Origin of the sequence: Streptomyces sp. NPDC050147, from assembly GCF_040660195.1 — a bacterium.
Lineage (GTDB): Bacteria > Actinomycetota > Actinomycetes > Streptomycetales > Streptomycetaceae > Streptomyces.
Genome location: NZ_JBFALJ010000045.1, coordinates 1 through 12,956, shown reverse-complemented (window position 1 = coordinate 12,956; position 12,956 = coordinate 1). Strand labels below are relative to the sequence as shown.

The 12,956-nt window shown below is 71.9% G+C and carries 10 protein-coding genes; 7 read left to right on the top strand and 3 right to left on the bottom strand.

All coding sequences use genetic code 11. The annotated features are described in order from the left end of the window. Window positions 1-85: 85 nt before the first annotated feature. Window positions 86-886: a DNA-formamidopyrimidine glycosylase family protein gene (locus AB0I94_RS40445; RefSeq protein ID WP_363314817.1), complete on the bottom strand. Its 801-nt coding sequence runs from the start codon at window positions 884-886 to the stop codon at window positions 86-88. A gap of 328 nt (window positions 887-1,214) precedes the next feature. After that, complete coding sequence (locus AB0I94_RS40440; protein ID WP_363314816.1) at window positions 1,215-5,918, bottom strand: ATP-dependent helicase; 4,704 nt, start codon at window positions 5,916-5,918, stop codon at window positions 1,215-1,217. Between the two features lie 80 nt (window positions 5,919-5,998). On the opposite strand from AB0I94_RS40440, the gene AB0I94_RS40435 reads away from it, so the two are divergent. The 4 genes from AB0I94_RS40435 (at window position 5,999) to AB0I94_RS40420 (ending at window position 9,367) form a co-directional block, all read left to right on the top strand. Beyond that, window positions 5,999-6,928 (top strand): AraC family transcriptional regulator, encoded by a 930-nt coding sequence (locus AB0I94_RS40435; protein WP_363314815.1) that lies wholly within the window; start codon window positions 5,999-6,001, stop codon window positions 6,926-6,928. Further along, window positions 6,925-7,725, top strand: coding sequence for an AzlC family ABC transporter permease (locus AB0I94_RS40430; RefSeq protein WP_363314829.1), 801 nt, complete (start codon window positions 6,925-6,927; stop codon window positions 7,723-7,725). The genes AB0I94_RS40435 and AB0I94_RS40430 overlap by 4 nt, the downstream gene beginning before the upstream one ends. Further along, complete coding sequence (locus AB0I94_RS40425) at window positions 7,722-8,030, top strand: AzlD domain-containing protein (protein WP_363314814.1); 309 nt, start codon at window positions 7,722-7,724, stop codon at window positions 8,028-8,030. Before AB0I94_RS40430 ends, AB0I94_RS40425 begins: the two co-directional genes overlap by 4 nt. A gap of 137 nt (window positions 8,031-8,167) precedes the next feature. Then, entirely contained in the window at window positions 8,168-9,367 is a 1,200-nt protein-coding gene (locus tag AB0I94_RS40420) for a helix-turn-helix domain-containing protein (RefSeq protein ID WP_363314813.1), read from the top strand. Here the strand turns inward: AB0I94_RS40420 and AB0I94_RS40415 are convergent. Beyond that, entirely contained in the window at window positions 9,338-10,294 is a 957-nt protein-coding gene (locus tag AB0I94_RS40415; protein WP_363314812.1) for a hypothetical protein, read from the bottom strand. The two genes, AB0I94_RS40420 and AB0I94_RS40415, sit on opposite strands and share 30 nt — an antisense overlap. Window positions 10,295-10,373: 79 nt before the next feature. On the opposite strand from AB0I94_RS40415, the gene AB0I94_RS40410 reads away from it, so the two are divergent. From AB0I94_RS40410 to recA, 3 genes are all read left to right on the top strand, one after another. After that, window positions 10,374-10,568, top strand: coding sequence for a DUF3046 domain-containing protein (locus AB0I94_RS40410; protein ID WP_363314811.1), 195 nt, complete (start codon window positions 10,374-10,376; stop codon window positions 10,566-10,568). A 104-nt stretch (window positions 10,569-10,672) separates the two neighbouring features. After that, window positions 10,673-12,001, top strand: a complete 1,329-nt coding sequence (locus AB0I94_RS40405) for an AI-2E family transporter (RefSeq protein ID WP_363314810.1) — start codon at window positions 10,673-10,675, stop codon at window positions 11,999-12,001. A gap of 294 nt (window positions 12,002-12,295) precedes the next feature. Beyond that, a partial coding sequence (recA, locus tag AB0I94_RS40400; RefSeq protein ID WP_363314809.1) for a recombinase RecA occupies window positions 12,296-12,956 on the top strand: 661 nt, incomplete at its 3' end.

Here is a 12,956-nt window from a genome sequence, read left to right as displayed (position 1 = left end):
GGGACGGTACGGCGGGATCTGACGGGGCGTCAACTAGTGGGTGACCGTGATGTTGGGTTGTTGTGGTGGGGTCGGGTTGATGGGGTCAGGGGGTCGGGCCCTGTTGGCAGGAGGGGCACCAGTACGTGGGGCGGCTGCGGGAGCCGTCGCCCTGCTCCCCCAGGCGGATCGGGGTGCCGCAGCGCAGACAGGGGCGGGAGGCGCGGCCGTAGACGTACAGGCGCTGGCCCGCGCGGTCGCGGCCCGTGGTCGTGCGCGACGGGCGGTCGCGGTTGGCTTCCAGGAGCTTCTTGGCGAGAGCGGGCAGGCGAGAGGCCGTCTCTGCGGGAAGCTCGCCTATGGGGAGCCAGGGGGTGACGCCGAGGAGGAAGCCGAGTTCGCTCTTGTAGACGTTGCCGATGCCCGCGAGATTGCGCTGGTCGAGCAGAGCCTCACCGAGGGCGCGCTCGGGAGCTACGAGGAGGTTGGCGAGGGCCTGCTCGGGGTCCCAGTCGGGGCCCAGGAGGTCGGGACCGAGGTGGCCCACCGCCTTGTCCTCTTCGGCGGTGCGGAGGAGTTCGAGCACCGGGAGGCGGTACCCGACGGCTGTGCGCTCGGCGTTGCCCAAAATCGCCCTGATCTGGTGGCCGGGGCCGCCTCCCCAGCGCTCGCCGGGGGCGTACACCTTCCAGGAGCCGTCCATGCGGAGGTGGGAGTGCAGGGTGAGCCCGCCCTCGAAGCGGGTGAGGAGGTGCTTGCCGCGCGGCGTGACGTCCAGGACGGTGCGTCCGGTGAGGTCGACGGTCGCGAGCTTCGGGACACGGAGGTCGGAGCGCGTGACGGTGTGCCCGGCGAGGGCGGTGTGCAGACGCCGGGCTGCCTGGTGGACGGTGTCGCCTTCGGGCATGAGATCCAGGGTGGCATGTCGGGGGCGGGGTGGGGGTGCGGTGAGGGCCGGGCGGGGCGAGACGGTGTGATGGAGGCGGGGCGGAGAAGCTTTCGGGGCGTGGGGGGGGAGGAGCTTGGTGTGCGGGGGCGACCGCTGGGTGGGGCGCCGCGGGCGGCTGAGTCGCCACGCTGCCGGGTTGGTGGGCCTGGCGGCTGTGCCGCCACGCTGCTGAGTGACGGTGACGGTGACGGTGACGGTGACGGAGACGGAGACGGGTGAGCTGGGTCGGATGAGCCGGGCCGGGGCAGGGGTGAGCCGGGTCGGGTGACGGGCATGCGCGGTGGCGCTACGCGCGCAGGCGCAGGCCCCGTGGGGTGGCGTGGAAGCCTGCTCCTTCCAGGAGGGGGGCGAGGGGGGAGGTCAGGGAGGAGCCGCCGTTGATGCGCTCGACCGTGACGGTGCCGAGTGAGCCCGCGCGGGCCGCGTTGGCGAGGGCTTCGGCGGCCGCGTGCAGCCGGGCGTCCTCAGTGGCCGGGGCGTCGCCCTCCGGGGTCGCGGGCCAGGCCAGCAGGGTCTTACCGCCGCGCTCCATGTAGAGGGTCAGTTCGCCGTCGACGAGGACGACCAAGGAGCCCGCCTTGCGGCCCGGCTTGTGTCCCGCGTCGGTGGGCGGATCGGGCCAGGGGAGCGCGGCCCCATAGGCGTTGGCCGGGTCGGCGGCTGCCAGGACGAGGGCCTGGGTGTCCGAGGGGCGCGGGGAGTAGTTCATGGCGCCGGGTGAACTGTCCGTACGGTCACGCGCGTTCGCCGCCGCGCGCAGCCGGTCCACTGCGCCGTCCATGGCGAACTGGGCGGCGCCGAGCCCCTCGACCACATAGCCGCGCCGTGCCTGTCCGCTGTCCTCGAAGGCGGACAGGACGCGGTACGTCGCCGAGAAGCCGCCCTCCACTCCCTCGGCCGCGACGGCACCACGGGTGACCACGCCGTGCCGGTCCAGGAGGGTGCGGGCCAGGGCATGGGCTCGCAGGGTGGGATCGGGTTCGTGGGCGGGGAGCAGCGACCAGCGGCCCGCCACCGTCGGCGGGCCCGTACGCGACGACGCGGGCCGGGCGGCGCCCGTCAGCGAGCCGTAGCGTCCGCGCGGCATGGTGCGCCTGGCGCGGTGGGCGGTGGAGCCCGCGGTGCGGCCCGAGCCGAGGAGTGAGCGCATCGGGGCCAGCGTGTCGTTCGTGAGCCGTCCGGACCAGGCGAGGTCCCAGATCACGTCGGCCAGTTGGAGATCGGAGGCCTCGGGGTGGGTCGTGGCTCGGACTTGGTCGGCGATCTGCCGGAAGAAGAGGCCGTACCCACCGGAGAGTGTGTCCAGGACCGATTGGTGGAGCGCGGTGAGCTCCAGCGGATGGGCCGGCGGCAGGAGCAAGGGCGCGGCGTCGGCCAAGTACAGGGAGACCCAGCCGTCCTTGCCGGGCAGGGACCCCGCACCGGCCCACACCACCTCTCCGGCGGCGGTGAGTTCGTCGAGCATCGCCGGTGCGTACCCCGAGACGCGGGAGGGCAGGACGAGCTTCTCGAGTGCGGACGCGGGCACGGTCGCCCCCTGCAACTGCTCGATGGCGCGCACCAGTCCGTCCACGCCCCGCAGCCCGTGACCGCTCAGGTGCTGCCACTGGGGCAGGAACTGGGCGAGCGCGGCGGGCGGCACCGGCTCCAGCTCGTGACGGAGGGCGGCGAGGGAGCGGCGGCGCAGACGGCGCAGGACGCCCGCGTCGCACCACTCCTGGCCGATGCCCGCCGGATGGAACTCTCCCTGTACGACGCGTCCGTTGGCGGCAAGGCGCTGCAGTGCGCCCTCCGTGACGGCGGCGCCGAGTCCGAAGCGGGCTGCCGCCGTCGCCGAGGTGAAGGGGCCGTGCGTGCGTGCGTACCGCCCGATGAGGTCCCCGAGGGGGTCCTTGACGGGCTCGGTGAACGCCTCCGGGACGCCTACCGGCAGCGCGGTGCCCAGCGCGTCGCGCAGCCGGCCCGCGTCCTCGATCGCCGCCCAGTGGTCGGCTCCGGCGATACGGACGCTGATCGCCCGGCGTGCGGAGGAAAGCTCCCGCGCCCACTCCGGCTCCGCGCCACGCTCGGCCAGCTCGGCAGAGGTGAGGGGCCCGAGGAGGCGCAGCAGGTCGGCGACGCCCTCGACGTCCTTGATGCGGCGGTCCTCCGTGCGCCACTGGAGCTCCTGCTCCAGTTCCGTGAGGACGTCCGCGTCGAGCAGCTCGCGCAGCTCGGCCTGCCCGAGGAGCTCCGAGAGCAGTCGGGAGTCCAGGGAGAGGGCCGCCGCACGCCGCTCGGCGAGCGGTGAGTCACCCTCGTACAAGAACTGCGCCACGTAGCCGAACAGGAGCGAGCGGGCGAACGGGGACGGTTCGGGGGTGGTGACCTCGACGAGCCGGACCTTGCGGGACTCGATGTCGCCCATCAGTTCCGTGAGGCCGGGGACGTCGAAGACGTCCTGGAGGCACTCCCTGACCGCTTCCAGGACGATGGGGAACGATCCGAACTCGCTGGCCACCTGGAGCAGTTGCGCGGCGCGCTGACGCTGCTGCCACAGAGGCGTGCGCTTCCCCGGGCTGCGGCGCGGCAGCAGCAGCGCGCGTGCGGCGCACTCGCGAAAACGCGAGGCGAACAGCGCCGAGCCGCCCACCTGGTCGGTGACGATCTGATTGACCTCGCCCTTGTCGAAGGCGACGTCTCCGGCTCCTACGGGGGCTTGCTCGCTGTCATACCCGAGGGGCTGGTCGGCGGGCTCCTGGTCGAGCAGGTCCAGGCTCATCAGGTCGGCGTCCGGCAGGCGCAGCACGATGCCGTCGTCGGCGTGCATGACCTGGGCGTCCATCCCATACCGCTCCGTGAGCCTGGAGGCGAGGGCCAGGGCCCAGGGCGCGTGCACCTGAGCGCCGAACGGGGAGTGCACCACGACTCGCCAGTCGCCCAGTTCGTCGCGGAACCGCTCGACCACGATCGTGCGGTCGTCCGGGATGTGGCCGCAGGCCTCACGCTGCTCGGCGAGGTACGACAGGATGTTGTCGGCGGCCCAGTCGTCCAGGCCCGCGGCCCGCAGGCGCACGCGCGCGTCGTCGCGTGGCATGGAGCCGACCTCCCGGAGGAACGCGCCCAGCGCACGGCCCAGTTCGAGCGGGCGGCCCAGCTGGTCGCCCTTCCAGAAGGGGAGCCGGCCCGGGACACCGGGAGCGGGGGAGACGAGCACGCGGTCGCGTGTGATGTCCTCGATGCGCCAGGAACTGGTGCCGAGCGTGAAGACGTCGCCCACTCGGGATTCGTAGACCATCTCTTCGTCGAGCTCTCCGACGCGGCCGCCGCCCTTCTTGGGGTCGGCGCCGGCCAGGAAGACCCCGAAGAGGCCGCGGTCGGGGATCGTGCCGCCGGAGGTGACCGCGAGTCGCTGCGCCCCTGGTCGGCCGGTGACGGTGCCGGCGACGCGGTCCCAGACCACGCGGGGGCGCAACTCCGCGAAGGCGTCCGAGGGATAGCGGCCCGCGAGCATGTCCAGGACGGCTGTGAAGGCCGACTCCGGGAGCGAGGAGAAGGAGGCTGCCCGGCGGACCAGGGCCAGGAGGTCGTCGACCTGCCAGGTGTCGAGGGAGACCGTCGCGACGAGCTGCTGGGCAAGGACGTCGAGGGGGTTGGCCGGGATGCGCAGTGACTCGATGGAGCCGGTCCGCATCCGCTCGGTGACCACGGCGGCCTGCACCAGGTCCCCGCGGTACTTGGGGAAGACGACGCCGGTGGAGACCGCTCCCACCTGGTGTCCGGCCCGGCCGACGCGCTGCAGGCCGGAGGCCACGGAGGGCGGTGACTCGACCTGGATCACCAGGTCGACCGCCCCCATGTCGATGCCCAGCTCCAGGCTGGACGTGGCGACGACGGCCGGCAGGCGGCCGGCCTTCAGGTCCTCTTCGACGAGCGCGCGCTGCTCCTTGGAGACCGAGCCGTGGTGGGCCCGGGCGAGGACCGGAGGGGCGCCCTTGGCCGCCCCCGACTCGGCCATCAGCTCCGCGGGGGAGTGGTCTTCGGGGAGCGGCTCACCCGTCGCGCGTTCGTACGCGATCTCGTTGAGCCTGTTGCACAGGCGCTCCGCCAGGCGGCGTGAGTTGGCGAACACGATCGTCGAGCGGTGCGCCTGGACGAGGTCGGTGATGCGCTCCTCGACGTGCGGCCAGATCGAGGGACGCTCCGCGCCTTGGTCGTTGTCGGCGACCGGGGAGCCTCCCAGCTCCGCGAGGTCCTCGACCGGCACGACCACGGACAGGTCGAACTCCTTGCCGGACGGCGGCTGGACGATCTCCACCCTGCGCTGCGGGGACAGATAGCGCGCCACCTCGTCCACGGGACGGACGGTCGCCGACAGGCCGATGCGGCGGGCGGGCCGGGGCAGCAGCTCGTCAAGACGCTCCAGGGAGAGGGCGAGATGGGCGCCGCGCTTGGTGCCCGCGACGGCGTGCACCTCGTCCAGGATCACCGTCTCGATGCCCGTCAGCGCGTCCCGCGCGGCGGAGGTGAGCATCAGGAAGAGCGACTCGGGGGTGGTGATCAGGATGTCCGGCGGGCGCGTGGCAAGAGAGCGGCGCTCGGCGGGCGGAGTGTCGCCCGAACGGATACCGACCCGCACTTCGGGCTCGGGGAGCCCGAGGCGCACCGACTCCTGGCGGATGCCCGTCAGCGGGCTGCGCAGATTGCGCTCCACGTCGACCGCGAGGGCCTTCAGCGGAGACACGTACAGCACGCGGCAGCGCTTCTTGGGGTCGGCGGGCGGCGGCGTCGAGGCCAGCTGGTCCAGGGCGGCGAGGAAGGCGGCCAGGGTCTTGCCCGAGCCGGTGGGCGCGACCACCAGCACGTCCGAGCCCTCGCCGATGGCCTTCCATGCCCCGGCCTGCGCGGACGTGGGCTCGGGAAAGGCCCCCGTGAACCAACTGCGGGTCGCGGGGGAGAACCCGTCAAGGGCGCCGGGGGTACCGGGGGCACTGGATGCGGACCTGACCATGCCCCCATCGTGCACCCCGCCACTGACAACGGCGCCGACCTGCGAAAAAGGGTTTGCGTGGCTGTCGCAGAATGGGAGGCATGGCGGGTTCGGCGGAGCAGGCGCGGCACTGGCGGTACGCGGAACTGCCCGGGGTCGACCTGCTGCGTGCGCACTACATCAGCAAGACCTTCGCGCGGCACACCCACGAGCACTTCGTGATCGCCGCGATCGCCGAGGGCGTCGACGTCTTCCACCACGGCGGCGCCGATCAGCACGCGGGGCCGGGGACCCTGGCCCTGATCAACCCCGACACGCCGCACACGGGCCGGGCCGGTGCACCCGAGGGGTGGCGGTACGCGGCGGTCTACCCTTCGCCGGATCTGGTCGCCACCATCGCCGCGGAGACGACCAGCATTCGGGGAACCCCTGGTTTCCTCCGTCCGGTGCTCGAGGACCCGTACTCCGTGAGCCTCGTCCATCGGGTGCTGCGAGCCGCCGAGGAGGGCAACGCGCTGGCCGCCGACACGCTGCTGCGGGTGGCCGTGACCCGGCTGTTGCGGCTGAACGGCGGGCCTGTCCCGCAGCGTGCCGCGCGCACGGCGGGCGCCAGGATCGCGGCACGCGCGCGTGCCGTTCTGGAGCAGCGGTTGGCCGACCCGCCGAGCCTGGAGCGGCTCGCCACCGGTCTCGGAGTCGGCCCGTTCGCCCTGCTGCGGGCCTTCCGCGACGTGTACGGCATGCCTCCGCACGCGTGGCTCACCGACGCACGGGTGCGCGCCGCGAGGCGTCTCCTGGACGCGGGAACGTCACCGGCGGAAGCGGCCGTCGCCGTGGGCTTCACCGACCAGCCGCACCTGAACCGGCACTTCACGCGGATCGTCGGGGTGCCACCGGGGGCGTACCAGCGTGAGCACAGGGTCGTACGCGAGCCCATGGACGTACGCGAGCGCAAGAACGTACAAGACGGGGAATCGCCCCTGCTCGTACCGTCCGACGGGTGGCAGAACAGACGACACCCGCAGACATAGGCGCAGACCTTCCAGCAGACACGACAGGTGACCGCACCCCGGAGAAACCCGACTCCGCCGTCGTCCGCGACGCCCTCGGTGTCGGAGTCGCCGTCGGGCTCTCCGGCTTCGCCTTCGGGGTGACCTCGGCGGGCAGTGGCCTCACCGTGCTGCAGACCTGCGCGCTCAGCCTGCTGGTCTTCACCGGCGCCTCGCAGTTCGCGCTGGTCGGCGCCCTCGCGGGCGGCGGGAACCCGTTCACCGCCGCGGCGGGCGCCTTCTTCCTCGGCGTACGCAACGCGTTCTACGGGCTGCGGCTCTCACAGTTGCTCGCCCTCCCGCGCGCGGTGCGCCCGTTCGCCGCCCACTGGGTCATCGACGAGACCACCGCCGTCTCGCTCGCTCAGCCGACCAGGCGCGCCGCCCGCATCGGCTTCACCGTCACCGGACTGAGCCTCTACGTGCTGTGGAACCTCACCACGCTCCTCGGGGCGCTTGGTGCCGAGGCCATCGGTGACACCGACGTGTGGGGGCTGGACGCCGCGGGCCCCGCGGTCTTCCTGGCACTGCTCGCGCCGATGCTGCGTACGACTACGGAACGGGCGGTCGCGGCGGGCGCGGTCGTCCTGGGGCTGGGCCTGCTGCCCGTGCTGCCCGCGGGGGTGCCGGTCCTGGTGGCCGCCCTCGCCGTGCCGGCGGTGCTCTACGTAGAGGGCCGCAAGGCCGCCTCCGAGCCCGTCTCCAAGCCCTCCGAGGAAGACGCACGCCCCGACGACACTCAGGCGCGCCCCGACGACACCCAGAAGGAAGACCGTTGAACATCTGGATCGCGATCGGCGTGACCTTCGTCGGCTGTTACCTGGTGAAACTCGCGGGCCTGCTGGTACCAGCGGGCGCGCTGGAGCGCCCGCTGGTCAAGCGCATGGCCGCCCTGCTGCCCGTGGCACTGCTGGCCGCGCTCACGGCCCAGCAGGCCTTCGCCGACGGGCGGGCCCTCGAGCTCGACGCGAAGGCTCTGGGGCTCGCGGCGGCGGCCGTGGCGCTGCTGCTGCGGGCGCCGTTCCTGGTCGTCATCGGCGCGGCCGTGGCCGTCACCGCGGGGGCGCGGGCGCTGATGGGCTGAGCGTTGCCCGACCGCTGCGCGATCGCTGTTTCCGGCCCCGCCGCCTCGAACACCCGATCCCGGCCGGACACAGGACCGGTGGGTAATGTGACGCGTCACCACCGCGCCCCCGTTCCGCCCCCGGAGAGGAGACCCCCGTGGCGCTGTCCTCCGAGGCGAGGTCACTCGCGGCGCGCTGCGAGCCCAGGGTCAACGAACTGGCCCGCAGGATGGCCCGCGAGTCGTTCGAGGAGCTGCCTGGGTACGCGGAGCTCCCTGACGACGTCAAGGACCTGGAGATAGCCGCGACCGCACGCCATGGAGTGCGCCTCTTCCTGCGGCGTATCACCGACCGGCCCGGCAGCCACCGGCTCTTCCGTGAGCGGGCCGCACAACGTGCGGAAGAGGGCATGCCGCTGCACTTGCTGCTGCGTACGCACGCTCTGGGGATGTACGTCCTGTGGCAGGCGCTGCGCGACGAGGCCCGTCCCGGCGAGGAAGCGGCCCTGGTCGAGCTCGTGGACGTGCTCCTGCAGTCCCATCCCTCGATCGTCGGGGCCGTGGCCGAGACCTACCTGGACGAGCGCTCCGCGCTGGAGGCCGAACAGCGCGCCCAGCGCAGGTCCCTGGTCCGTGGACTGCTCGACGGCATGGTGCCGCCGGGCCACGTGCTGCTCGACCAGCTGCGCCTGACGGGGCCCGTGCTTGTCCTGGCAGTCGGCTTCGACGGGACGCCGGCCGGGGGCCCCGTAGCGGTACGGCGCCGCTTGCGACGCGTGCAGACCGCACTGGACCACGCCTTCGGGGTGGAGGTGCTCGCGCTCCTGGAGGCCGATGGTGGACGGGTCATCGTGCCTCAGGAGTGCCGGCCCCCCGAGGATCTGCCGCACCGGCTCAGCAAGGCCTGTGACCTCCCCGTACGCGTGGCCGCCGTGGACGCCGCCGGTCCTGAGGCGGTGACCGACGCCGCGCGCACCGCGACCGAGATACTGCGCGTCACGCGCGCGTGCGGCCTGCCTCCGGGACTGCACCGCATGGAGGACGTACTCCTCGAGTACCACCTCTCCCGTCGCAACGAGAGCAGCCACCTCATCTCCGCGCTGCTCGACCCGGTGGCCGACCGGCCCGAGCTCCTGGAGACGCTGCGCGTCCACCTGCGCCACCAGCAGGAGCGCAGGGCGACCGCCGCCGCCCTGGGCCTGCACCCCAACACCGTCGACAACCGCCTCGCGAAGATCGGCGAACGCACCGGCCTAGACCTGTCCGCACCGCGCGGCACGGCACTCGCCATCGCGGCGCTGTTGCTGCGGGAGGCCGAGGAAGCACCGTCAGGTGATGGCCCGTCCGTACGCCCGTAGGGTGCGCAGCGCCTCGATGGTGACGATCGGGCGTGCTTCGAGTGCGCTGTTGGGCGCCCATTGCCGCCAGCGGACAGGCCAGCCGCCGTCCTCTTGCTGCTCTCGCTCCAGGAAGTCCAGGGAGCGCGTCATCTCCTCGTCGGTGAACCACGTGCGCGCGAGCGACTCGGGGGTTTTCGCGTAGTCGTGCGCGAAGTGGTGCTCACCCGGTGCGTAGCCCGGCGCCACGGGATACGCGTCCAACCGCTCGGGGTCGAGCGCCACGAGTTGCCGCTCCCGCGCGACCCTGCCGAGCCGGTCGGCGGCCGCCTCCGCGCGCGGGCGGTCGGGTGCCCCGTCGAGGAAGGCGACGGCCGCCTGGATCTCGTACGGATGGGACTTCTCCAGGGATTCCACCGCGGCCCAGCAGAAGTCGGTGGCCCTGAACAGCCAGGCGTGCCACACCTCGTTGCGGTGCAACAGGCCCACTACGGGGCCGGTGGCGAGGAGTTCGCTCGGCGGATCGTCCACCACGGGCAGGAACGGCGCCGAGGGATAACCGCGTTGGCTGGGATGGATCGCCGGAAGGGCGCCGTCGGACGTCGACACCGACGACAGATAGCGGCACACACGCTCCACCCGCTGCCCGCCGCAGCGTCGGATCGAGTCCAGTACGCGCAACGCGTGCCCCGTGTGCAGGGGCTGGCTGACGGGGCCGCGCAGATCCGGTTCGAGCGCGTACCCGTACCCGCCGTCCCCGGTGCTGTACGCGGCCAGGGCGGTCTCGACCGCGTCGGCGGACGGGCTGGCTCCGGCGCCGCCCGTGCCGCTCAGGAAGTGGTACGCGAACCGCCGCTGCTCGAGGACGCGCGCGGTGAGCCAGACGAAGTGCTCGGCGCGTGCGACCGGCGAGGACGCGGCGTGCGGGGATGCTTCGGTTTCGGCCATGCACAGACCGTAGGCCGGTACGCGCCTTCGGTAGTCCCCCTGCGTCCGGCTGCACCCTCACGGGAGCGATACTGAGGGCATGCGGTTGACGATTTTCTGGGAGCGGATGGCGGACCACTTCGGACAGGAGTACGCCGATTCGTTCGCCCGCGATCACGTGATGGCCGAGCTCGGCGGTCGCACGGTGCATCAGGCACTGGACGCGGGCTGGGACGCCAAGGACGTCTGGCGCGCCGTGTGCACGGCCATGGACGTACCGGCCGAAAAGCGCTGACTCCCGGATACTTCTCCCGTGCCTCCGCGCCCCGTTACGAGCCGTAGAGCACCAAGACGCGGGGGCGGCGGCCGAATGTCGGCGGCGTGGGCGAGACTGGCCCCGTGTCATCGACAGACGAGACCGCGCAGGTCACCCAGGACGTAGCTCCGCTCGGCACGACGCCGCCCGCACAGCCCCCGAACGGGGCGGAGACCGGGCGGGCCGCCAGCATGCCGCGCTGGCTGCCGCGCGCCATGGTGCTCGCCCTCGCGCTCTTCGCCTGTTTCCAGTTGGGCAGTTGGGCCTTCCACCAGTTGACCGGCCTGCTGATCAACATCCTGATCGCGTTCTTCCTGGCGCTCGCGGTGGAGCCCGCGGTGAGCTGGATGGCCGCGCGCGGGTTGCGCAGGGGCTTCGCCACCTTCCTGGTGTTCCTCGGTGTCCTGATCGTGGGAGCCGGCTTCATCACGCTCATGGGGTCGATGCTCGCGGGCCAGATCGTGGACATGGTCGAGGACTTCCCCGAGTACCTCGACGATGTCATCAGCTGGATCAACCGGACCTTCCACACGGAGCTCTCCCGGGTCGAGATCCAGGACAGCCTGGTCCACTCGGACTGGCTTCAGAAGTACGTGCAGAACAGCGCCAGCGGCGTCCTGGACGTGTCGGCGCAGGTCCTCGGAGGCCTCTTCCAGCTCCTGACGGTCCTGCTGTTCTCGTTCTACTTCGCGGCCGACGGCCCGCGGCTGCGGCGTGCGCTCTGCTCGGTGCTGCCGCCCGCCCGCCAGGCCGAGGTGCTCCGCGCCTGGGAGATCGCGGTCAACAAGACCGGCGGCTACATCTACTCGCGCGGTCTGATGGCGCTGATCTCCGGAGTCGCGCACTACGTCCTTCTGCAGGTCCTCAGCGTGCCGTACGCGCCCGTGCTCGCGGTGTGGGTCGGCCTGGTCTCACAGTTCATCCCCACCATCGGCACGTATCTGGCAGGCGCACTGCCGATGCTGATCGCCTTCACGGTCGATCCCTGGTACGCGCTGTGGGTGCTGATCTTCGTCGTGGTCTACCAGCAGTTCGAGAACTACGTCCTGCAGCCCAAGCTCACCGCCAAGAGCGTGGACATCCACCCGGCGGTCGCCTTCGGGTCGGTGATCGCGGGCACGGCACTCCTCGGCGCGGTCGGCGCCCTGATCTCCATTCCGGCGATCGCGACCCTGCAGGCCTTCCTGGGCGCGTACGTGAAGCGGTACGACGTCACGGACGACCCACGCGTCCACGGGCACCGGAGCAAGGGCGGAGCGTCACTCCTCACGCGTATGAGGCGCGCGATGCGCGGGCCGAACCACCCGGGGGCGAGCTCGGAGGCCGAGGTCGCGGCTGAGGAGGCTTCGGGCGCGAGCCCTGACTCCGCATCGGGACCCGGTCCGGAGGCGGGCTCGGACGAGCGTCGGTAGCACCGGGAAGCGCCCGGGTGCCCCAGGGTCCGCCCGGCGGACGGGCCCCTTCCGTACTCTCGGTGGGGCCCGCGTGGTGCGCTTGACACCGAAATCGAACATCCATTCTCATGGATGGCCTGGCGGCGTTTTCCCGGGGTTTTCGCGGGGGGATCCCTGGGGCTCCGGCGGATTTCGGCGGGGCGATCGCCTCGAGTTATCCACAGGCCGGACGGGCGTCGGGGCGGATTGTCAGTGGCAGGCGCTAGCGTCATTGACGTGAAGCGATCGACACAAGCAAATCGGGTGGAACCCATGGCAGGAACCGACCGCGAGAAGGCGCTCGAAGCCGCGCTCGCACAGATTGAACGGCAATTCGGCAAGGGCGCAGTGATGCGCATGGGCGAGCGGCCGAACGACCCCATCGAGGTCATCCCCACCGGATCGACCGCGCTCGACGTCGCGCTCGGCGTCGGCGGCATCCCGCGCGGCCGTGTGGTGGAGGTGTACGGCCCGGAATCCTCCGGTAAGACGACGCTGACGCTGCACGCCGTGGCCAACGCACAGCGCGCGGGCGGCGCCGTCGCCTTCGTGGACGCCGAGCACGCACTCGACCCCGAGTACGCGAAGAAGCTGGGCGTCGACATCGACAACCTGATCCTGTCCCAGCCGGACAACGGCGAGCAGGCTCTGGAGATCGTCGACATGCTGGTCCGTTCCGGCGCGCTCGACCTGATCGTCATCGACTCCGTCGCGGCCCTGGTGCCGCGCGCGGAGATCGAGGGCGAGATGGGCGACTCTCACGTGGGTCTGCAGGCCCGTCTGATGAGCCAGGCGCTCCGGAAGATCACCAGCGCGCTCAACCAGTCCAAGACGACCGCGATCTTCATCAACCAGCTCCGCGAGAAGATCGGCGTGATGTTCGGCTCGCCGGAGACCACGACCGGTGGCCGTGCGCTGAAGTTCTACGCCTCGG